We start from the raw sequence: 21,226 nt of genomic DNA, 5'->3' as shown, positions 1-21,226 counted from the left end.
GGCCTTCGCATCGTCGCGGCGTTGCCAAGGGCTCAGCGCGAGCCGCCCTTGCCGGCGGCGGCACGCTTGTCCAGGGCCTCGCGCAGCTTGTCCGGGGGCAGGTAGCCGCCCAGCTGAGTGCCGTCCGGGCCGAAGATCGCCGGCGTGCCGTTCACGCCCAGGCGCTCGCCCAGGGCGTACTCCATGTTCACCGGATTGGTGCAGCTGCGCGCGGTCACGCTGCCGTCCTGCTTGGCCTGGGTCAGCGCCTGCTTGCGGTCCGACGCGCACCACACCGAGACCATGTCCTTGTAGTCCTGGCTGCCCAGGCCCATGCGCGGATAGGCCAGGTATTCCACGGCGATGCCCTGGCGGTTGTACTCGGCGATCTCGCTGTGCAGCTTGCGGCAGTAGCCGCACTCGATGTCGGTGAACACCGACACGGTGTACTTCGGGTTGGGCGGGGAGAACACGATGCGCTCGGACGCCGGCACCGCCGCCAGCGCCTTGCGCCGGTAGGCCAGCAGGCCTTCGCTGGAGGCGAACTGGCGCTCGCGCAGGTCGAAGGGCTGGGCCTGCATCAGGTAGCGGCCATCGTCGGACACGTACAGCACCTGCCCGCCGACCACGACCTCGCGGAAGCCCGGGAACGGGGCCGCGCCCATGTAGTCCGGCTTGAACTTGGGATCGAGCGCCGCCAGCGCGGCGCTGACGCGCGCATCGGCGCCGGCATCGGCCGCGGGGGCCGCGGTGGCGGACGGGGCGGGCGCGGCCGGTTGGGCGCAGGCGCTCAGGCTGGCGGCGCCCAGCAGGGCGAACACGGCGGAACGAAGCATGGGGGCATCCCGAAGCAGCGGAAAACGTCGGGGATTCTCGCACAGCGCGGATGAAGCGGCTCCAAGTGGTCCAGAGGCCCGGGACCCCGGGTCCGATCCCGGTGCCGGGCCGGCGGCAGGTACCGGCGTCGCCATGAAGGGATCGCGCGACCGACGGCGGCGGGGATGGCTGCTGCCCTGCCCGGCCTGTCGAATGTCCATCCGCCCGCCCCGGACCGTCCGCCACCTGCCGCTGCCGGCAGGAATCAAGACGAGGCGATGGCTTTCCGGCGGCTCCGTGCCGCGACCGCGGCCACTGGCGCGGGCTGCCCGACGAAGGGCCAGGCACCGAACATGCGCAACTGGCCGTGATGCGCGCCATGAGCACCCGGCCCCGCGCCATCCGCCGCCATCCATGACAGTGCCCAGGCCGCGGAATGGCCGACCCATCCACCCTGCACCGGAACGCGCTGCCGCGCCCGCGGCCTCACCCCCGCGGGTGGTGTCTGGCGTGCAGCTGCTGCAGGTGCTGGCGCGCCACCAGGGTGTAGATCTGGGTGGTGGACAGCGAGCTGTGGCCGAGCAGCATCTGCAGCGCGCGCAGGTCGGCGCCGTGGTTGAGCAGGTGGGTGGCGAAGCTGTGGCGCAGGCCGTGCGGGCTGACCTTGGCCGGATCGATGCCGGCCACCGCGGCATAGCGCTTGACCAGCACCCAGAACCGCTGCCGGCTCAACGGCTGGCGCGCCGGGCCGATGAACAGCGGCACGCTGCCGTCGCCGGCGGCCGGCACCGCCTTGCCGCCGGCCAGGCGCGGGCGGGCCTGTTCCAGGTAGCGCTGCAGCCAGTAGCGCGATTCCTCGCCGACCGGCACCAGGCGGTCCTTGCTGCCCTTGCCGGTCACCCGCAGCACGCCCTGGCGCAGGTTGAGCGCGCTGGCCGGCAGGCCGACCAGCTCGCTCACGCGCAGCCCGGCCGCGTACATCAGCTCGAGCATGGTGCGGTCGCGCAGGCCCTCGTCGGTGGCCACGTCCGGGCTGGCGAGCAGCGCCTCGATCTGGCTCTCCGACAGGGCCTTGGGCAGCGCCCGCGGCAGGCGCGGCGGCTCCAGCAGGGCGGTGGGATCGTCGCGGCGCGCGCCGCGGCGCAGCTGCCAGCCGTAGAACGCGCGCAGGGCCGACAGCAGGCGCGCATTGCTGCGCGGGGTGTAGCCGTGGCGGGTGCGCCAGGCCAGGTAGTCGAACAGGCCGGCCCGGTCGAGCGCGGCCAGCCCGCCGTCGCGGCCGTCGCGCCAGCGGGCCAGGCCCTCCAGGTCGCGGCGGTAGCCGGCCAGCGAGGCCGCCGCCAGGCCCTGCTCGGCCCAGATCGCATCGAGGAAGGCGCCGATCGCCGCGCCGTCGTCGTCGCGCAGCGGCGGCAGCGCGGTGACGAGCATGCGCCGCTCGGCGGGCGTGGTGCAGTCGGACATGGCGTCATGCTACGCCAGCCCCGCTTATGCTTGCGGCAATGCCCGACGCCCCGCCCCCGCGCGCCCTGGTCGGTCGGCGCCTGCTGGCGCTGGCCTACGACCTGTGGCCGGCGCTGGCGCTGTGCCTGGCGCTGTCGCTGGGCTTCACCCTGGCCTACCTCGGCGCCGGGCACGGCGCCCGCGAGAACATCCCGCCCTTCAGCGCCTGGCAGTGGGCGCTGTGGCTGGCCTGCTGGGGCGTGGTCGGGCTGTACGCCACCTGGAGCTGGGGCCACGGCGGCCAGACCCTGGGCATGCGCCCGTGGCGGCTGCGCCTGGTCGCGCCGGACGGCACCGCCCCGTCGCGGCTGGCGCTGTGGCGGCGCTACGCGATGGGCACGCTCTCGCTGCTGGCCGGCGGCGCCGGCTTCTGGTGGGCCTGGCTGGACCCGCAACGGCTGGCCTGGCACGACCGCTTCAGCCGCACCCGCTTGCGCCTGGAGCCCGCGGCCCGGGGCGGCGGCAAGGCCGGCTAGCCGACCTTGCGCCTGAAGATCCAGCCGGACACGGCCAGCATCACCGCTGGCGGCAAGGCGTAGGCCAGCCGGTAGTCGAAGCGCAGCGCCCCGGCCATGCGCCCGAAGAACAGCTGCAGCAGCCAGAACGCCAGCGCGAACAGGATGCCCAGGAACAGGCGCTTGCCCATGCCGCCGCTGCGCAGCGCGCCGAACGCGAACGGGACCGCGGCCAGGCACAGCGCCAGCACGTTGAGCGGGTAGAACCAGCGCCCCCAGTACTGTTCCTCGTAGTCGCGCGCGTCCAGGCCGTTGCGCTGGCGGTAGACGATGCTCTGGTGCAGCTCGCGCGCGCTCAGGTTGCGCGGCCGCGCCAGCGCCGCGGCCAGGGCGGCCGGGTCCAGGCGCGAGGACCACACTTCGTCGTCCACGGTCTGCCGGCTCACCTGGTCGGTGCCGAAGGTGTCGCGCCGGACCTGGTGCAGCGCCCAGCCGCCGTCCTGGTGAACGGCAGTGGCGGCATGGGTGATGGTCTCCAGGCGCCCGTCCTCGCCCACCTGGTACAGGCGCACGTCGGTGAGCTGCAGCGAACGGCTGCCGTCCGCGCCGGCGCGCTCCTCGCCTCCCTGGGCATTGAGGAAGATGTCGCCCTCGCGCGCCCACAGCCCGGAATAACGGGCCGAGGCCATGTTGGTGTTGTACTTGGCGTTGGCCTTGAGCATGTCGCCGCGGTCCTGCGCCCACGGCGCCAGGGTCTCGCCGTCGAGCACCATCAGCGCGGTGAGCAGGGCGATGGTGGCCACCACCGACAGGCCGATGCGCCGGCGCGAGATGCCCAGCGCGCGCAGCGCGGTCAGCTCGGAGGTGGCCGCCAGCTGGCCCAGGCCCATCAGCGCGCCGATCACCGCCGCGGTGGGGAACAGGTTGTAGGCGGTGCGCGGCACGCCGTAGGCGATGTAGGCCACCGCATGGGCGAAGGTGTAGCTGCCCTTGCCGATGTCCTTGAACTGGTCGCTCACGCCCATCATCACGAACAGGCCGATGAGCACCGCCCAGGTCACCAGCACGGTGAGCAGCACCGAGCGGCCGACGTACAGGTCGTGCAGGCGGGGACGCCAGATCATCATGCCGCCCTCCGCGGCCGGCCGAGGCGGCCGTCGCGTGCATACAGCCATACCGACAGCGCCAGCAGCGGCAACGTCAGCCACCACAGGCCCAGCGGCGCCGGGATCTTGCCGTGCGCCAGCCACTGCGCGCCGAGCATGGTCAGGTTGGTGGCCACCAGGTAGGCCAGGAACGCCACCATCATCCGCCCGTAGCGCTGCTGGCGCGGCGAGCTGCGCGACAGCGGCAGGGTCAGCAGGGCGAAGGCCAGGGCCAGCAGCGGCGGGGCGATGCGGCGCTGCAGCTCGGCCTGGGCCTCCGGCCGGGCGTCGCCGAACAGGCGCGGCGTGGACAGCATCTCCGGGTCGTTCTCGTCCTGGCTGGGACGGCTGTCCGGCAGGGCGACCTCGTTGTCGCCGTAGCGCATCACCCGGTAGTCCAGGCCGGCGCCGTCGGCCGGCGCGTTGACCCGGTAGCCGTCCTCCAGGCGCAGGTAGCGCTGCGCCTTGCCCTCGAAGTACATGTGCCCGCGCTGGGCGGTGACCACGTCGATGCGCCCGCCCTGGTTGCGCTGCATGAACACGTGGCCCATCTGCCGGCCGTCGGGCGAGACGCTGGCCAGGTAGACGATGCCGCCGTTGGACATCGTGGTGAAGGTACCCGCCTCCAGCCCGGCGATGACCACGCTGCGGTTGGCCTGCTCGACCATCGCCTCGGCGGTGCGGTTGGCCCACGGCCCCAGCCACAGCGAGCTGGCCGCCACCAGCGCCACCACCGGCACCACCAGCATCAGGATCGGGCGCAGCAACCGCGCCGGCCCCACGCCGATGGACATCAGCACCGCCATCTCCGAATCGCGGTACAGCCGCGCCAGCGCCAGCAGCAGGCCCAGCAACAGCGCCAGCGGCAGGATCAGCGGCAGGTAGGTGACGAACTGCAGGCCCAGCTGGGAGAACATCAGGCTGGCCGGCAGGCGCCCGTCGGCGATGTTGCCGAGGATGTCCACCAGCACGCCGCCGGTGCCGACGACGACCAGCACCACCAGCGTGGCGGCAAAACTCTGGACGAAATCGCCCAGCAGGTATCGATCGAGCTTCGGCATGGGGGAGGGCTTGTTCTAGACTGTCCTATCTGCTCGCGGCGCGCCGAAGCGTGGCACGACTGGCGTAAACGGTCCGCGATTGTACGGTTTTTGCCTACGGAATCTGTCCAATGTCCCTGGAATTCACCCTGAACCACGAGGCGGCGGCCACCGCCCAGTCCGATTGCGTCGTGGTCGGCGCCTTCGCCGACAAGTCCCTGCCCCCCGCCGCGCAGGCGCTGGACGCCGCCAGTGGCGGGCGCCTGTCCGCGCTGCTCGCGCGCGGCGACGTGTCCGGCCGCGCCGGCGCCACCGCCCTGCTGCCGGACCTGCCCGGCGTGGCGGCCCCGCGCGTGCTGGTGGTCGGCCTGGGCGATCCGGCCCGCTTCGGCGTGGCCGCCTACCTCAAGGCGGTGGGCGATGCGGTACGTGCGCTGAAGGGCGGCCCGGCCGCCGGCGCGCTGCTGACCCTGACCGAGCTGGTGGTGCCCGGCCGCGACGCGGCCTGGAACCTGCGCCAGGCGGCGATCGCCGCCGACTACACCGCCTACCGCTATACCGCCACGCTCGGCCAGAAGAAGCCCCAGGCCGCCACCGGCCTGCGCACGCTGGCCCTGGCCGGCACCGATGCCGCCGCGCTGGCACTGGGCCAGGCGTTCGCGGCGGGCGTGGAATTCGCCCGCGAGCTCGGCAACCTGCCGCCCAACATCTGCACCCCGGCCTACCTGGCCGAGCAGGCCCGCGCCTTCGCCGATGGCCGCGACGGGGTCGAGGCCGAGATCCTGGACGAGGCGCAGATGCAGGCGCTGGGCATGGGCGCGCTGCTGGCCGTGGCGCGCGGTTCGGCCAACCGCCCGCACCTGGTCGTGCTCAAGTGGAACGGCGGCGGCGACGCCCGGCCCTACGTGCTGGTCGGCAAGGGCATCACCTTCGATACCGGCGGCGTCAACCTGAAGACCCAGGGCGGCATCGAGGAAATGAAGTTCGACATGTGCGGCGGCGCCAATGCGCTGGGCACGGTGGTGGCCGCCGCCCGCGCGCGGCTGCCGGTCAACGTGGTCGCGGTGGTGCCGGCGGTGGAGAACGCCATCGATGGCAACGCCTACCGTCCCTCCGACGTGATCACCTCCATGTCCGGCAAGACCATCGAGGTCGGCAACACCGACGCCGAGGGCCGCCTGATCCTGTGCGACGCGCTGACCTACGCGCAGCGCTTCGCGCCGGCCGCGCTGGTCGACCTGGCCACCCTGACCGGCGCCTGCATGGTCGCGCTGGGCCACCAGGCCACCGGCCTGATGAGCAAGCATGACGACCTGGCCGGCGAGCTGTTGGCCGCCGGCGAGCACGTCCACGACCGCGCCTGGCGCCTGCCGCTGTGGGACGAGTACCAGCCGCTGCTGGATTCGACCTTCGCCGACGTCTACAACATCGGCGGCCGCTGGGCCGGGGCGATCACCGCCGGCTGCTTCCTGTCGCGCTTCACCGAGGGCCAGCGCTGGGCGCACCTGGACATCGCCGGCAGCGCCAGCGACGAAGGCAAGCGCGGGATGGCCACCGGCCGCCCGGTCGGCCTGCTGACCCAGTGGCTGCTGGACCGCACCGGACACGGGGCGGCGTGACCGTCGCCCCGTGGATGCCCGCGCGCACATGAGCCTGGTTCGCGAAATTTTCCTCTGATCCCTTCCCGATGCCCCGCGCCGACTTCTACCTCATCGCCAAGCCGCGCTTCCTGCAGCAGCCCCTGCGGCTGGTGTGCGAGCTGGCGCGCAAGGCCCACGACAGCGGCCAGCCCACCCTGATCCTGGCGCGCGATGCCGCCCAGGCCGAGGAGCTGGACGACCTGCTGTGGGCCTTCGACCCGGACGCCTACATCCCGCACCAGATCGCCGGCATGGACGAGGACGACGACATCACCCCGGTGCTGATCGCCACCCCCGAGCACGATGCGCCGGCGCGGCCGATGGTGATCAACCTGCGCGATGCCGCCTTCGCCGGCCCGTGCGAGCGGGTGCTGGAGGTGGTGCCGGCCGACCCGGCCGCGCGCGAGCCGTTGCGCGCACGCTGGAAGCAGTACAAGGCCGGCGGCTACGACCTCAACAAGTACGACATGTAGTCCGTCCGCCGCCCATGCGCCTGCTCATCGCCTTCCTCCTGCCCTGGCTGCTCTTCTTCACCATCGGCCGCCCGTTCGCCGGGTTGCTGTGCCTGGTCCTGCAGATCACCGTGCTGGGGTGGATCCCGGCCGCGATCTGGGCGGTCTACGCCCTGGGCCAGTACCAGACGGACCAGAAGATCCGCCGCGCCCTGAATTCCTGACTTCCCTCGCGGCCCGCCGCACCCTTGCCATGACCGAACTCGCTTCCAGCTACGACCCCAAGTCCTTCGAATCGCGCCTGTACGCCGAATGGGAGGCCGCCGGCGACTTCAAGCCCTCCGGCGCCGGCACGCCCTACACCATCCTGCTGCCGCCGCCGAACGTGACCGGCACGCTGCACATGGGCCACGCCTTCCAGCAGACGCTGATGGACGCGCTGGTGCGCTACCACCGCATGCGCGGCTACGACACGCTGTGGCAGGTCGGCAGCGACCACGCCGGCATCGCCACCGAGATGGTGGTCAGCCGCAACCTGGCCGCCGAGGGCAAGGGCGAGACCCGCGACTCGCTCGGCCGCGAGGGCTTCATCGCCAAGGTCTGGGAGTGGAAGGCGCAGTCCGGTGACACCATCGAACGGCAGATGCGCCGCCTGGGTACCTCGGCCGACTGGTCGCGCAGCACCTTCACCATGGACGAAGGCCCCTCGAAGGCGGTGGTCGAGGCCTTCGTGCGCTGGCACGAGCAGGGCCTGATCTACCGCGGCCAGCGCCTGGTCAACTGGGACCCGGTACTGAAGACGGCGATCTCCGACCTGGAGGTGGAGAACGTCGAGGAAGACGGCTTCCTGTGGTCGATCCGCTACCCGCTGGCCGACGGCGCCAGCTACGAGCACGTCGAGGTGGACGCCGACGGCAACGAGGTCCTACGCGAGCGCCGCGACTACCTGATCGTCGCCACCACCCGCCCGGAGACCCTGCTCGGCGACACCGCGGTGATGGTGCACCCGGACGATGCGCGCTACGCCGGCCTGGTCGGCCAGGCCGTGACCCTGCCGCTGACCGGCCGCCGCGTGCCGATCATCGCCGACGACTACGTCGACCGCGCCTTCGGTACCGGCGTGGTCAAGGTGACCCCGGCGCACGATTTCAACGACTACGCCGTCGGCGTGCGCCATGCGCTGCCGATGATCAACCTGTTCACGCCGGAGGCCGCGCTCAACGACAACGCTCCCGAGCGCCTGCGCGGGCTGGACCGCTATGCCGCGCGCAAGGTGGTGCTGGAGGAGCTGGAGGCGGCCGGCCTGCTGGTCGAGGCCAAGCCGCACAAGCTGCAGGTGCCGCGCGGCGACCGCACCGGCCAGGTGATCGAGCCCTACCTGACCGACCAGTGGTTCGTGAAGATGGACGGGCTGGCCAGGCGCGGGCTGGAGCTGGTCGAATCCGGCCAGGTGAAGTTCGTGCCGCCGAACTGGATCAACACCTACCGCCACTGGATGGAGAACATCCAGGACTGGTGCATCAGCCGCCAGCTGTGGTGGGGCCACCGCATCCCGGCCTGGTACGACGAGGCGGGCAACGTCTACGTCGGCCGCAGCGAGGACGAGGTGCGCCGGCGCCACGGCCTGGGCAGCGAAGTCGTCCTGCGCCAGGACAGCGACGTGCTGGAGACCTGGTTCTCCTCGCAGCTTTGGCCGTTCTCCACGCTCGGCTGGCCCGATGCCGACGCGATGGCCGCGCGCGGCTTCGACCGCTACCTGCCCTCGGACGTGCTGGTCACCGGCTTCGACATCATCTTCTTCTGGGTGGCGCGCATGATCATGGCCACCGACAGCTTCACCGGGCGCATCCCGTTCAAGGACGTCTACATCACCGGCCTGATCCGCGACGCGCAGGGCCAGAAGATGTCCAAGTCCAAGGGCAACGTGCTCGATCCGCTGGACATCATCGACGGCATCTCGCTGGACGCGCTGCTGGACAAGCGCACCCACGGCCTGATGCAGCCGAAGCTGGCCGAGAAGATCGCCAAGGCCACGCGCAAGGAATTCCCGGACGGCATCATCGCCCACGGCGCCGACGCGCTGCGCTTCACCATCGCCGCGCTGGCCGGCCACGGCCGCGACATCAAGTTCGACCTCGGCCGCGCCGAGGGCTACAAGAACTTCTGCAACAAGCTGTGGAACGCCAGCCGCTTCGTGCTGATGAACACCGGCGGGGCCACGTTCGCCGGCGCGCCGCAGCCGCGCACCGATGCGGAGAAGTGGATCCTGTCGCGGCTGGCCGCCGTGGTCGCGCAGGCGCAGGAGCAGTTCGCCGCCTACCGCTTCGACCTGCTGGCGCAATGCCTGTACGAGTTCGCCTGGAACGAGTTCTGCGACTGGTTCGTCGAGCTGGCCAAGCCCGCGCTGCAGGGCGAGGACACCGCGGCGGCCGATTCCACCCGCCACACCCTGCTGTACGTGCTCGAGGCGCTGCTACGCCTGCTGCACCCGCTGACCCCGTTCATCACCGAGGAACTGTGGCGCAGCGTCGCCCCGCGCCTGGGCATCGCCGGGCGCACCGTCTCGCTGCGCCCGTATCCGCAGCCGGCCGACTTCGCCGGGCAGGACTACGCCGCCGCCGAGGCCGACGTGGAATGGCTCAAGGCAATGGTGTCGGCGCTGCGCCGCGTGCGCAGCGAGCTGCAGGTGTCGCCGGCGCGGCAGGTCGCCCTGCTGCTGCAGGCCGGCACCGCGGCCGACCGCGCCCGCGTCGCGCGCTTCGATGCGCCGCTGCGCTTCCTGCTGCGGCTCGACTCGGTGCAATGGCTGGCCGAGGGCGCGCAGGCGCCGGCCGCGGCCGCGGCGGTGGTCGGCGAACTCCGGCTGCTGGTGCCGCTGGAGGGCCTGGTGGACCTCGACGCCGAGCGCGCGCGCCTGGACAAGGAGATCGCCCGCGTGTCGGCCGAGAAGGACAAGAGCGAGGCCAAGCTGGGCAAGTTCACCGACAAGGTGCCGGCGGCGGTGGTCGAGCAGGAGCGCCAGCGCCTGGCCGACTGGAGCACGCAGCTGGCCGGCCTGCGCGAGCAGCGGGCCCGCCTCTGAGCCGGCGCGGCGCCCGGATCCCGCCGCCGGTGGCGATGGCGCTGTGCGCGGCCATCGCCTGGGCGGCGGCACGCATCGCACCCCCCCGCCTCGCGGACATGCCGATACCGGCCGCATTCGGCGCGGCGCTGGTCGCCGCCGGCATCGCGCTCAACGTGCTGCCCAAGCTGCACTTCCGCCGCGCCGGTACCCCGGTCAACCCGCTGCGCCCGCAGGCCGCGACGCGGCGGGTGGAGAACGGGCTGCACCGCTACTCGCGCAATCCGATGTACCTGGGCCACGCGCTGATCCTGCTCGGCCTGGCGATGCTGTTGCGCAATGCCCTCGCCCTGATCGTCGTGCCGGTGTACATGACGTACGTGACCCGCTTCCAGATCCTCGCCGAGGAACGCGCGTTGCGCGCACGCTTCGGCGCCGCCTACCTGGACTACTGCCGGCGCGTGCGGCGCTGGCTGTAGCCATGTCGGCGACCGTCTTCGCCCTGGTACTGCTGGCCGCCGCGCTGCATGCCGGCTGGAACGCGGTGGTCAAGAGCGGCCCGGACAAGCTGCTGGCCACCACCCTGGTCACCGGCGGCGCGGCGCTGATCGCCGCGGCGGCGCTGCCGTTCGTGGCCGCGCCCGCGGCATCGAGCTGGCCCTGGCTCGGGGTCTCGGTGGTGCTGCAGGTCCTCTACTACGTGCTGGTCGCGCTGGCCTACCGCAGCACGGACATGGGCGTGGCCTATCCGCTGATGCGCGGCAGCGCGCCGCTGCTGGTCGCCCTGGCGGCCGGCGCCGCCTTCGGCGAACGGCTCGCGCCCTTCGCGTGGGCGGGCATCGCCCTGCTGTGCGGCGGCATCCTCGGCATGGTGCACGGGCACCGCAGCCGGCGGCTGGTGTTGCCGTTGCTCAACGCGGCGGTGATCGCCCTGTACACGCTGGTGGACGCGGCCGGCGCGCGCCGCTCGGGCAGCCCGGTCGGTTACGCGTTGTGGCTGTTCCTGCTGTCGGGACTGCCGCTGCCGCTGTGGGCGCTGGTCCGGCACCGCGCCGCGCTGGCCGGCTTCGCCCGCGACGACTGGCGCCAGGGGCTGCTCGGCGGCCTCGGGACGGTCACGGCCTATGCCATCGCCCTGTGGGCCATGACCCGTGCGCCGGTGGCGATGGTCGCCGCGCTGCGCGAGACCTCGATCCTGTTCGGCATGCTGATCGCCACCGCATTCCTGCACGAACGGCCCACGCGCGCCCGCCTGGTGGCGGGCACGCTGATCGCGGCCGGCGCGGTGGTGCTGCGGCTGGCCTGAGCGGCGCTCAGTCCAGGGCGTCCAGCCCCAGTTCCATGGCCATGACGATCGCGTCCTCGCGGCCGTGCTCGGCCGGGTAGTAGCGCGGCCGGCGACCGATCTCGTTGAAGCCTTCGGCGTGGTACAGCGCCAGCGCATGGGCGTTGGACGGGCGCACCTCCAGGTACACCTGCGCGGCCCCGCGTTGCCGGGCCAGTGCCACCAGGGCGCGCAGCAATCGCCGGCCGAGCCCGCGCGACTGGCAGGCGGGATCGACGCAGACGTTGAGCACGTGCGCCTCGCCGGCGGCGACGCTGAGCATGCCGTAGCCGACCAGCACGCCGTCGCGCTCCATCACCCGGCCCGGGTAGCCGGCCTGCAGGCAGTCGCGGAAGATCCCGCGCGTCCACGGGAAGGGATAGGCGCGCCGTTCCACCGCCATCACCGCGTCCAGGTCGGCCTCGCGCATCGGCCGCAGGACCACGGCCGGCTCGCCGGCGGCGGCCGCGACGCTCATCCGGCCGGCCTCGCCCGGCGCAGCGCACGCAGCCGCGGCCACAGTGCGCGCTTGGCGGCGGGATCGGCGCGCAGGTCGGCCAGCGAACAGGCCTGCAGCAGCGCCTGCACCTGCGGATCGGCGGGGCCGCGGCCGCTGGCGCGCAGCAGGGCGATGTGCAGGCGATCGGGCAGGCGCATCGCCGCGCCGCCGCGCCCCGCGTCCGGCGCATGCCGCAGCGGCGTGCTGGCCGGGGCCGGCGGTGCGCGCCGCACCGGCGCGGCCGGGGACGCGGCTGTGCGCGTCGCCGGCCGGGAGGGAGCCGCCGTATCGACGGCGTCGGCGACCGGCGGCGCCAGCGGCACCGCCTCGGGGCTCAGGTACACCACGTGCCCCATCGCCTGCAGCCACGCCAGCTGCTGCGGCGACCAGGGCATGCCGGCGCCGGCCGCGCTCATGCGCCCTCGGGCACCTTGCGCCAGCGCCGGTACAGCCACAGGCCGGGACCGGACAACGCGTAGACCACGCCCACCGCCAGCAGCGTGCGCGGCAGGTCGATGACCAGGATCGCCAGCACGATCGGCACCAGCGCCAGCCCCACGAACGGCACGCGCTCGGCGCGCGGGCCGTGGCGCGGGCCGCCCTTGAAGCTCCAGAAGCGGATGCGGCTGACCATCAGCAGGCCCGAGACGATGGTCACCGCCAGCGCCACGTAGCGCAGCTCGTCGCCGCTCCAGCCGAGCTTGCCGTCGGCGAAGGCCCAGACGAAGGCCATCATCAGCCCGGCCGCCGCCGGGCTGGCCAGGCCGACGAACCAGCGCTTGTCGACCACGCCGACCTGGGTGTTGAAGCGGGCCAGGCGCAATGCGGCGCAGGCCGCGTACAGGAACGCCGCGGCCCAGCCGACCCGGCCCAGCGTGGGCCCGTCCAGGCGCAGCGACTCCAGCGACCAGTGGTACATCACCAGCGCCGGGGCCATGCCGAAGCTGACCAGGTCGGCGAGCGAGTCGTACTGCACGCCGAACTCGCTGCTGGTGCCGGTCAGCCGCGCCACCCGGCCGTCCAGGCCGTCCATCACCGCCGCCACGAACACGGCGATGGCGGCGTGCACGAACTGGTCGTTGGCCGCGGCGATGATGGCGTAGAAGCCGGCGAACAGGCCACCGGTGGTGAACAGGTTCGGCAGCAGGTAGATGGCACGCGGACGCGCGCGGTTGGGCAGAGGATCCATCGGCGCAGTTTACCTCGCCGCCCCGGCCGGACCAGCGTCCGGTTTCCGCCGTGCCGGGGTTGCCAGCCCGGCCGGGGGGTGGTGCAATCCCGCGGTCTTCCGCCCCGGCCCGACGTCCATGCGCCCAGTTCTGCCGCTCTGCCTGCTCCTGCTCGCCGTCGCCGGTCCCGCGGGGGCGGTCAAGATCTACCAGTGGAAGGACGCCCAGGGCGTGACCCACTATTCGGAGAACCCGCCCGCCGGCCAGGCCTACCAGACCCGCCAGGTCGGCGGGAACGGCGGCGCCTCGGTGCCGCAGGCCGGCCAGCCCGACGCCGCGGCCGAATCGCCGCAGTGCCAGACCGCGCGCAAGAACCTGGAGGTGCTCGCCGGCGACGGCAAGGTCGTGCAGCGCGGCGAGGACGGCCAGCCCACCGGCAAGCCGCTGGACGATAGCGAGCGCAGCGCGCAGAAGAACCTGGCCGAGGCCGCGGTCAAGGCCTACTGCAAGGCGTCGTAGGCACGCCGCGGGGCCGCTGCCGCCGGCGCGCGAAGCGCCGGGATCCCGGGACGGGGCGCGGTGCGGCAGAATAGCGGTTTCCTCTAGACCGCCGATCCCGTCATGCGTCTGTCCCAGTTCCACCTGCGCACCACCAAGGAAACCCCGGCCGACGCCGAGCTGGTCAGCCACCAGCTGATGCTGCGCGCCGGCATGATCCGCAAGCTGGCCTCGGGCCTGTACACCTGGTCGCCGCTGGGCCTGCGCGTGCTGCGCAAGGTCGAGCGCATCGTGCGCGAGGAGATGAACCGCGCCGGCGCGGTCGAGCTGCTGCTGCCGACCATCCAGCCGCGCGAGCTGTGGGACGAGAGCGGGCGCTGGGAGAAGTTCGGCGAACAGTTGCTCAAGATCAAGGACCGCAAGGACCAGGCGTTCTGCTACAGCCCCACCGCCGAGGAGGCGATCACCGATTTCGCGCGCCAGGAGCTGTCCAGCTACAAGCAGCTGCCGGTCAACTTCTACCAGATCCAGACCAAGTTCCGCGACGAGATCCGGCCGCGCTTCGGGGTGATGCGCGCGCGCGAGTTCCTGATGAAGGACGCCTACTCGTTCCACCTGGGCGACGCCGACCTGGCCCGCGAGTACGAGAACATGAAGGCCGCCTACGTGCGCATCTTCACCCGGCTGGGGCTGGAGTTCCGCGCGGTGCAGGCCGATTCCGGGGCGATCGGCGGCGACGCCTCGATGGAGTTCCAGGTACTGGCCGCCTCCGGCGAGGACGCGCTGGCCTTCTCCGATGCCTCCGACTACGCCGCCAACGTCGAAGCCGCCGTGGCCGCCGAGCCGGGCCCGCGCCCGGCCGCCGGCGAGGCCCTGCGCCGGGTCGAGACCCCGGTGCAGAAGACCTGCGAGGAGGTCGCCGCGCTGCTGGGCATCCCGCTGGCGCGCACGGTCAAGACCCTGGCGCTGGTCGATGGCGAGGGCCGCTTCGTGCTGGCCCTGGTGCGCGGCGACCACGAGGCCAACGAGGTCAAGCTCGCCAAGGTGCCGGGCATGGGCGAGTTCCGCATGGCCGGCGAGGCCGAGATCGCCGAGCACCTGGGCAGCGAACCCGGGTTCCTCGGCCCGATCGGGGCGAAGAAGCCGGTCCGCGTGGTCGCCGACCGCGAGGTTGCGGCACTGGCCGATTTCGTCGTCGGCGCCAACGTGCCCGGCTTCCACATCGCCGGGGTCAACTGGGGCCGCGACCTGCCCGAGCCGGAGGTGGTGGCCGACATCCGCAACGTGGTGGCGGGCGACGTGGCCCGCGACGGCGGCTGCATCCGCCTGGCGCGCGGCATCGAGGTCGGCCACGTGTTCCAGCTCGGCCGCAAGTACACCGAGGCGATGAAGGCCACGGTGCTCGACGAGAACGGCAAGGCCGTGGTCCCGGCGATGGGCTGCTACGGCATCGGCATCTCGCGCATCGTCGCCGCGGCGATCGAGCAGAACCACGACGAGCGCGGCATCGTCTGGCCCGAGGCGATGGCGCCGTGGACCGTGGCGGTGTGCGTGATCAATCCCAAGCACGACAAGGCGGTGGCCGAGGCCGCCGAGACCCTGCTCGGCGAGCTGCAGGCCGCCGGGCTGGACGCGGTGCTCGACGATCGCGGCCTGCGTCCCGGCCCGATGTTCGCGGACATGGAGCTGATCGGCATCCCGCACCGGGTGGTGGTCTCCGAGCGCGGCCTGGCCGCGGGCACCTACGAATACCGCGCGCGCGGCGCGGGGGAATCGGAAAACCTCGACCACGGCACCCTGCTCGAACGCCTGGACGCCTGATCCGGCCCGGGCCGGTGCCGACGAGAAGCCGCCTCCGGGCGGCTTCTCGCTTTTGCGGCATCGTCCTGTCGATCATCGGCCGGGAACCGCGCGCGATAGGCGACATCCCCGCGACCGGTCGTTGCGCCCACTTTTGAATACCTGGCGACCGCCGCGATTACCTCGAAGGCAAAGGCCGCGATCCAAGCGGAACATACCGGCCATTCGCACCGTTTTCCGACATCGGCGATATCGAATCCGGCCGCCGCGGACCACCGGGAAATCCTGCCGGGATTTGCCGGCCACGATTTTCATTTGTTTTGGACAATAGCCGCGCTTATTATCCGCACACGCCAGGGAATGGCATTTCCACCCCTTTATCATTCCAGCGGAGTTTCGATGAGCATCGACCTGACCAGCCTTTCGCCCCGTGAATTGAGCAGCCTGATCAAGACTGCGCAGAAGCGCCAGGCCACCATCGCCAAGCGCGTTCCCATCGCCAAGATCCGCGCCAAGATCACCAAGATGGCCAAGGCCGAGGGATATTCCATCGAGGAGCTGTTCGGCGCCGAAGTACCCGCCCGCGGCCGCCGTGCCGCGACCAAGGCCGCCAAGCCCGCGCGCAAGCTCGGCAAGGTCGCCCCGAAGTACCGCAACCCCGCCAATCCCAAGGAAACCTGGACCGGCCGCGGCAAGCATCCGCGCTGGCTGGCCGAGAAACTGACGGCCGGCAAGAAGGTCACGGATTTCCTGATCAAGAAGTGATCGGCCGCGCCAGGCCATGTCCCGCGACGCCGGCCCCGTGCCGGCGTCGTCGTTTCCGGGCCAGGCGGTGCCGGCGGATCACAGGTTCTTGCGTGCCGGGACCAGCAGGTTCCCGAACAGCAGCCCGGCGACCAGCGCCATCACCACGTTGGTCACCGCCAGCACCGCCGACTGGCCGATGTGCACGTCCTGCTGCTGCACCAGGTTGAGCAGGCCGCGCAGGCTGGTGCTGCCGGGCACCAGCATGATGATGCCCGGCAGGCGGATCAGCGCCCCCGGGCGCTGGATCACGCGCCCGAACAGGTTGCCGGCCGCGGTGGAGGTCATCGCCGACAGGAACACGCCGGACGGGCTGCCCCAGGCCTCGCCGGCATAGCGGGCGATGACGTAGCTGAGCATCGCCGCCGCCATCACCCACGGATAGTCGCGCCGGCTGGCCTTGAACAGCACGGCGAAGGCGTAGGCCGACACGCACAGCGCGGCCCATTCCAGCCAGGGCTCCTGCACGTGGCTGGCGCGCACGTGCGGGACCAGGCCCAGGATCCGCGCCAGGGTCACCGCGATCACCGCGCCCACGGTGAGCTTGAGCACCACCGTCAGCGCCCCGGCGAAGCGCGCGGTGCCCGAGACCCAGTGCTGGCTGGCCAGCTCGTTGACCGCGTTGGTCAGCGACATGCCCGGCAGCAGTACCACCAGCGAGGCAATGATCACCGTGTTGAGGTTCAGCGGCCCCACCCAGGTGGCCACCACCGCGGCCACGAAGCCGGCCAGCAGGGCCGCCAGCGCCTCGCAGGCCTCGCGCGTGGCCGGGCGCCGGTCGGTGTACTGCACCAGCAGGCCGATCAGCAGGCCGATGCCGCCGGCGGTGCCCAGGTCCAGCCACGGCAGCCGCCACAGGCCGGCGACCCCGGCCGCGGCCAGGCCGTAGGCCAGCACCTGCATCGCGTTCTCGCCGCGGCTCGGGCGCCGGTCCAGCCGGCGCAGCGCGGTCTGGCCCTGGGCGATGCTCATCCGCCCGTTGGCCACATCGTCGGCGATGCGGTCGGCCATGCTGAGCTTGTAGAGGTCGTTGTCGCCCGGGGCCAGGCGGATCACCCGGGTGATGTCGGAGGAGCCGATCGCCTTGGTCGGGTCGCTGAAGCTCAGGATCAGACCGGTCGGGTTGGACCAGGGCTCGCAGTCCAGGTCCAGCTGCTGCGACAGCGCGACCACCGCCGCTTCCAGGCGCTGGGCGGTGGTGCCGTAGCTGTGCAGGCGCCCGGCGATCTCGCAGACGAAGGCCACGCGCTGGGCGTAGGTGGCGCGGGAGGACGGGCGGACGGACGCGGTGGCTGGCATCGGCGAAGCGGGAGGCAGGGGAAGCGCGCACCGCGCGGCCGGGCAAGTGTAAAGCGTCCGCGGCGGGCCGCCACGACGCCGCATGCACCTGGCCCGCAAACGGAACGGGTATGCTCCGCCGTGCGATGACCCCGACCTCCGCGCCCACCATCGAACTGGACCCGCACGACCCCAGTCGCGCCGTCCTGGCCGGCTGCTGGACCCTGGATACCGCGCTGCAGGCCGTGCACCGCCTTTCGGCGCTGCCTGCCGGCGTCAGGCGCCTGGATGCACGCCAGGTGGAGCGGCTCGATTCGGCCGGCGTGCTGGCGCTGCTGCGCCATGCCCACCGCGCCCACATGGACGGGGACGCCCTGCAGTTCCGCGACGACCACGCCGCGCTGGTCGCCAGCATCGAGGAAGTCGCCGACGCACGCCCGCCGGCGGCCCGCGACTACGGCATCCGCGCCGCGGTCGCGCGCCTGGGCCTGGCCGTGTGCACGCTCGCCCAGGACCTGGTCTCGCTGGCCGGCTTCCTCGGCGAGAGCCTGGTCAAGCTGGGCCGGCTGGCCCTGCATCCGCGCCGCTTCCGGCTTACCTCCACCGTCGCGCACATGGAGCAGGTCGGCCTGGACGCGGTGCCGCTGGTGGTGCTGCTGTCCTACCTGATCGGCGCGGTGATCGCGTTCCTCGGTTCGACGGTGCTGCGCGATTTCGGCATGGAGATCTACGTGGTCGAGCTGGTCAGCATCGCCACGCTGCGCGAACTGGCGGTGCTGCTGACCGCGATCGTGCTGGCCGGCCGCACCGCCAGCGCCTTCACCGCGCAGATCGGCTCGATGCAGGCCAACGAGGAGATCGACGCCATCCGCACCCTCGGCCTGGACCCGATGGAACTGCTGGTGCTGCCGCGGCTGGTGGCGCTGATGCTGACCCTGCCGCTGCTGACGTTCCTGGCGATGCTGGCCGGGCTGGCCGGCGGCCTGACCGTGGGCGTGCTGGACCTGGACATCCCCGCGCAGATGTACCTGGCGCGGATGCACGACACGATCGAGCTGCGGCACATGCTGGTGGGGCTGTCCAAGGCGCCGGTGTTCGCCCTGGTCATCGGCCTGATCGGCTGCCTGGAAGGCTTCCGGGTCACGGGCACGGCACAGTCGGTGGGCGAGCGCACCACCTCCAGCGTGGTGCAGTCGATCTCGCTGGTCATCGTCATCGACGCGATGGCCGCGATCTGGTTCATGCACATGGACTGGTGACCATGGGAACGCGAACGATGCAACGGCGCAGGATCAGCAGGGCCGGCCCCCCGTCGCCGGCCGGGGAGCACGCACCGTGAATACCCCCCGCCCCCTCGGCGAGCACACCGACGACGAGCCGGCCATCCGCGTGCGCGGGCTGGTCAACCGCTTCGGCGAGCAGGTCGTGCACGAGGACCTGGACCTGGACGTGCGCCGCGGCGAGATCCTCGGCGTGGTCGGCGGCTCGGGTACCGGCAAGTCGGTGCTGATGCGCTCCATCCTCGGCCTGCACCGCCCCGACGCCGGCCACATCGAGGTGCTGGGCGTGGACACCGGCACCGGCGACGAAGGCGCGCGGGCGCACATCGAGCGCAACACCGGCGTGCTGTTCCAGGATGGCGCCCTGTTCTCCTCGCTCACCGTCGGCGAGAACGTGGAAGTGCCGCTGAAGGAGCACCACCCCGAACTGCCCGACACCTGGCGCTACGAGCTGGCGCTGCTCAAGGTGAAGCTGGCCGGGCTGCCGGCCGGCGCGATCGCCAAGCTGCCCTCGGAGCTGTCCGGCGGCATGCGCAAGCGCGCCGGCCTGGCGCGGGCGCTGGCGCTGGACCCGCCGCTGCTGTTCCTGGACGAACCCACCGCCGGCCTGGACCCGATCGGCGCCACCGCCTTCGACCAGCTCACCCGCACCCTGCAGCAGGCCCTGGGCCTGACCGTGTTCCTGATCACCCACGACCTGGACACGCTCTACGCCATCTGCGACCGCGTGGCCGTGCTCGCCGACCGCAAGGTGATCGCGATCGGCCCGCTGGCCGAGATCGAGAACATCGACCACCCGTGGATCCAGGCCTACTTCCACGGTCCCCGTGCCCGCGCCGCGCGCCAGGCACAGCACGACCATCCCGAGATCGCCTGACGGACGGACATGGAAACCAAAGCCAACTACGTGCTCATCGGCACCTTCACCATCGTGGTGGCCATCGCCCTGCTGCTGTTCGCGCTGTGGGCGGCCAAGTACTCCTCCGACCGCAGCTGGCAGAACTACCGGGTGGTGTTCCGCGAGGCGGTGACCGGCCTGTCCGAAGGCAGCCCGGTGCAGTACAACGGCATCTCGGTGGGCTCGATCACCCGCCTGCGCCTGGCGCCCAACGACCCGCGCCAGGTGATCGCGCTGATCCGCGTGGACGCGAGCACGCCGATCAAGGTGGATACCCGCGCCAAGCTGGGCATCACCAGCCTGACCGGGCCGACCATCATCCAGCTCTCCGGCGGCACCCCCGGCTCGCCCAACCTCGTCGACGTGGACAAGAGCACCGAGCCGACCATCCAGACCTCGCCCTCGGCGCTGCAGAACATCGCCGACATGGCCAACCGCGTGGCCGCGCGCATGGACGAGGTGCTCAGCGACCAGAACATCGCCGCGATCAACGACACGCTCAGGAACCTGCAGACGATCAGCGGCAGCATCGCCAATCGCGAGGAGGGCGTGCAGGCGCTGCTGGTCAGCGCGCGCGATGCCGCGCGCAACCTCGATGCCACGCTGACCACCACCAATGGCACGATGCAGGCGCTGGACCGCAACCTGGTGCAACGCCTGCCGCCGATCCTGGACAAGCTCGACGCCTCCCTGGCCAAGCTCGACTCGGCGGCCGGCAACGCCGATGCGATCCTCGGCGAGAACCGCGCGGCCATCAACAGCTTCGCCAACGACGGGCTGGGCCAGCTCGGCCCGACGCTGACCGAGCTGCGCGGCCTGATCCGCGACCTGCGCCAGATCAGCGACCGCCTGGACAACAACCCGGCCCGCTACCTGCTCGGTCGCGACGCCCCCAAGGAGTTCGAGCCGAAATGAAGCTGCCCCTCGCCCGCTGGTCGCTCGCCCTGCTGCTGTTCCCGTTGGCCGCCTGCTCGATGCTGGCCGGCGGCCGGAGCGCACCCACCACGTTGTACGCCCCGCAGGTACACGTCGCTCCCGATCCGTCCTGGCCGCGGGTCGACTGGCAACTGGTGGTCGCCAAGCCCACCGCGACGCGCCTGGTGGACAGCGCGCGCATCCTGGTACGCCCGACGCCGGACGAGATCCAGGTCTATCGCGGCGCGGCCTGGGTGCAGCCGGCCACCGACATGCTGCAGGACACCCTGCTGCGCGGCCTGGAGGACTCCGGCAGGATCACCGGCGTGGCCGCCACCGCGACGGGCATCCGCGCGGACTATCGGCTGGTGCTGGACCTGCGCCGCTTCGAATCGGACTACGCCGGCGCGGCCGTGCCCGCGGCCACGATCGAGGCCAACGCCAAGCTGATCCATGCCGCCGACCAGCGCATCGTCGCCACCCGCAACTTCGTGCAGGCGGTGCCGGCCACGTCCACCGACACGGCGGCCGTGGTCCGCGCCTTCGAGCAGGCGCTCGGCCGCATCGCCCCGGACATCGTCGGCTGGACCCTGGCCGCCGGCCAGGCCGACGCGCAACGCCCGGGTACCTCCCCGGTGGCGCCGGGCGGCCCTACCCCCTGACCCCAGCG

General features: G+C 72.0%; 21 protein-coding genes and 1 pseudogene. 14 read left to right on the top strand and 8 right to left on the bottom strand.

Annotated elements, in window-relative coordinates:
- Positions 1–32: 32 nt before the first annotated feature.
- Entirely contained in the window at positions 33–815 is a 783-nt protein-coding gene (locus BN3794_RS04075) for a DsbC family protein (protein ID WP_066093770.1), read from the bottom strand.
- A 466-nt stretch (positions 816–1,281) separates the two neighbouring features.
- Positions 1,282–2,259 (bottom strand): site-specific tyrosine recombinase XerD, encoded by a 978-nt coding sequence (gene xerD, locus BN3794_RS04070; protein ID WP_066093767.1) that lies wholly within the window; start codon positions 2,257–2,259, stop codon positions 1,282–1,284.
- A 38-nt stretch (positions 2,260–2,297) separates the two neighbouring features.
- Here xerD and BN3794_RS04065 point away from each other — a divergent pair, with 38 nt between their 5' ends.
- Positions 2,298–2,774 carry an RDD family protein gene (locus tag BN3794_RS04065; RefSeq protein ID WP_078059585.1) on the top strand — a complete coding sequence of 159 codons (477 nt, stop codon included), beginning with the start codon at positions 2,298–2,300 and terminating at the stop codon, positions 2,772–2,774.
- On the opposite strand, the gene lptG is transcribed toward BN3794_RS04065, so the two are convergent.
- Both lptG and lptF read right to left on the bottom strand, forming a co-directional pair.
- Positions 2,771–3,928, bottom strand: a complete 1,158-nt coding sequence (gene lptG / locus BN3794_RS04060; protein WP_187128039.1) for an LPS export ABC transporter permease LptG — start codon at positions 3,926–3,928, stop codon at positions 2,771–2,773. The genes BN3794_RS04065 and lptG overlap by 4 nt on opposite strands.
- Positions 3,877–4,959 carry an LPS export ABC transporter permease LptF gene (lptF, locus tag BN3794_RS04055; RefSeq protein WP_066093761.1) on the bottom strand — a complete coding sequence of 361 codons (1,083 nt, stop codon included), beginning with the start codon at positions 4,957–4,959 and terminating at the stop codon, positions 3,877–3,879. Before lptF ends, lptG begins: the two co-directional genes overlap by 52 nt.
- 110 nt (positions 4,960–5,069) lie before the next feature.
- Between lptF and BN3794_RS04050 the strand changes: the two genes are divergently transcribed.
- The 6 genes from BN3794_RS04050 (at position 5,070) to BN3794_RS04025 (ending at position 11,397) form a co-directional block, all read left to right on the top strand.
- On the top strand, positions 5,070–6,557 hold the full coding sequence (locus BN3794_RS04050) for a leucyl aminopeptidase (protein ID WP_066093758.1): 1,488 nt from the start codon (positions 5,070–5,072) through the stop codon (positions 6,555–6,557).
- A gap of 68 nt (positions 6,558–6,625) precedes the next feature.
- Entirely contained in the window at positions 6,626–7,051 is a 426-nt protein-coding gene (locus tag BN3794_RS04045; RefSeq protein WP_066093755.1) for a DNA polymerase III subunit chi, read from the top strand.
- A 14-nt stretch (positions 7,052–7,065) separates the two neighbouring features.
- Complete coding sequence (locus BN3794_RS04040; protein WP_066093752.1) at positions 7,066–7,254, top strand: YqaE/Pmp3 family membrane protein; 189 nt, start codon at positions 7,066–7,068, stop codon at positions 7,252–7,254.
- Between the two features lie 29 nt (positions 7,255–7,283).
- Complete coding sequence (locus BN3794_RS04035; protein WP_066093749.1) at positions 7,284–10,112, top strand: valine--tRNA ligase; 2,829 nt, start codon at positions 7,284–7,286, stop codon at positions 10,110–10,112.
- A gap of 98 nt (positions 10,113–10,210) precedes the next feature.
- The gene (locus BN3794_RS04030) at positions 10,211–10,570 is read left to right on the top strand and encodes a methyltransferase family protein (protein ID WP_328585340.1); all 360 of its coding nucleotides are present in this window, start codon (positions 10,211–10,213) and stop codon (positions 10,568–10,570) included.
- Positions 10,571–10,572: 2 nt separating this feature from the next.
- Positions 10,573–11,397, top strand: coding sequence for an EamA family transporter (locus tag BN3794_RS04025; protein WP_066093740.1), 825 nt, complete (start codon positions 10,573–10,575; stop codon positions 11,395–11,397).
- A gap of 7 nt (positions 11,398–11,404) precedes the next feature.
- On the opposite strand, the gene rimI is transcribed toward BN3794_RS04025, so the two are convergent.
- From rimI to pssA, 3 genes are read right to left on the bottom strand one after another with little or no spacing between them, the layout of a single operon-like run.
- Positions 11,405–11,893 carry a ribosomal protein S18-alanine N-acetyltransferase gene (rimI, locus tag BN3794_RS04020; RefSeq protein ID WP_066096953.1) on the bottom strand — a complete coding sequence of 163 codons (489 nt, stop codon included), beginning with the start codon at positions 11,891–11,893 and terminating at the stop codon, positions 11,405–11,407.
- Positions 11,890–12,330, bottom strand: a complete 441-nt coding sequence (locus tag BN3794_RS04015; RefSeq protein ID WP_066093737.1) for a hypothetical protein — start codon at positions 12,328–12,330, stop codon at positions 11,890–11,892. The genes rimI and BN3794_RS04015 overlap by 4 nt, the downstream gene beginning before the upstream one ends.
- Positions 12,327–13,103, bottom strand: coding sequence for a CDP-diacylglycerol--serine O-phosphatidyltransferase (gene pssA, locus BN3794_RS04010; RefSeq protein ID WP_066093734.1), 777 nt, complete (start codon positions 13,101–13,103; stop codon positions 12,327–12,329). The genes BN3794_RS04015 and pssA overlap by 4 nt, the downstream gene beginning before the upstream one ends.
- 118 nt (positions 13,104–13,221) lie before the next feature.
- On the opposite strand from pssA, the gene BN3794_RS04005 reads away from it, so the two are divergent.
- The 3 genes and pseudogenes from BN3794_RS04005 to BN3794_RS03995 all read left to right on the top strand — a co-directional run.
- On the top strand, positions 13,222–13,602 hold the full coding sequence (locus tag BN3794_RS04005; protein WP_066093731.1) for a DUF4124 domain-containing protein: 381 nt from the start codon (positions 13,222–13,224) through the stop codon (positions 13,600–13,602).
- Between the two features lie 102 nt (positions 13,603–13,704).
- Positions 13,705–15,402 carry a proline--tRNA ligase gene (locus BN3794_RS04000; RefSeq protein ID WP_066093728.1) on the top strand — a complete coding sequence of 566 codons (1,698 nt, stop codon included), beginning with the start codon at positions 13,705–13,707 and terminating at the stop codon, positions 15,400–15,402.
- Positions 15,403–15,780: 378 nt separating this feature from the next.
- A pseudogene (locus tag BN3794_RS03995) lies at positions 15,781–16,143 on the top strand (H-NS histone family protein); the annotation flags it as partial.
- An 81-nt stretch (positions 16,144–16,224) separates the two neighbouring features.
- On the opposite strand, the gene BN3794_RS03990 reads toward BN3794_RS03995, so the two are convergent.
- Entirely contained in the window at positions 16,225–17,484 is a 1,260-nt protein-coding gene (locus BN3794_RS03990) for a threonine/serine exporter family protein (protein ID WP_066093722.1), read from the bottom strand.
- Between the two features lie 125 nt (positions 17,485–17,609).
- Here BN3794_RS03990 and BN3794_RS03985 point away from each other — a divergent pair, with 125 nt between their 5' ends.
- The 4 genes from BN3794_RS03985 (at position 17,610) to BN3794_RS03970 (ending at position 21,218) form a co-directional block, all read left to right on the top strand.
- On the top strand, positions 17,610–18,722 hold the full coding sequence (locus BN3794_RS03985; RefSeq protein ID WP_066096950.1) for an ABC transporter permease: 1,113 nt from the start codon (positions 17,610–17,612) through the stop codon (positions 18,720–18,722).
- Positions 18,723–18,798: 76 nt separating this feature from the next.
- Positions 18,799–19,620 carry an ABC transporter ATP-binding protein gene (locus tag BN3794_RS03980; RefSeq protein ID WP_066093720.1) on the top strand — a complete coding sequence of 274 codons (822 nt, stop codon included), beginning with the start codon at positions 18,799–18,801 and terminating at the stop codon, positions 19,618–19,620.
- A gap of 9 nt (positions 19,621–19,629) precedes the next feature.
- Positions 19,630–20,556, top strand: a complete 927-nt coding sequence (locus BN3794_RS03975; RefSeq protein WP_066093717.1) for an MlaD family protein — start codon at positions 19,630–19,632, stop codon at positions 20,554–20,556.
- Positions 20,553–21,218 carry an ABC-type transport auxiliary lipoprotein family protein gene (locus BN3794_RS03970; protein WP_066093714.1) on the top strand — a complete coding sequence of 222 codons (666 nt, stop codon included), beginning with the start codon at positions 20,553–20,555 and terminating at the stop codon, positions 21,216–21,218. Before BN3794_RS03975 ends, BN3794_RS03970 begins: the two co-directional genes overlap by 4 nt.
- The last annotated feature ends 8 nt before the right edge of the window (positions 21,219–21,226 follow it).

The organism is Xanthomonas massiliensis (assembly GCF_900018785.1).
GTDB lineage: Bacteria > Pseudomonadota > Gammaproteobacteria > Xanthomonadales > Xanthomonadaceae > Xanthomonas_B > Xanthomonas_B massiliensis.
This window is presented reverse-complemented; position numbering and strand designations above follow the sequence as displayed.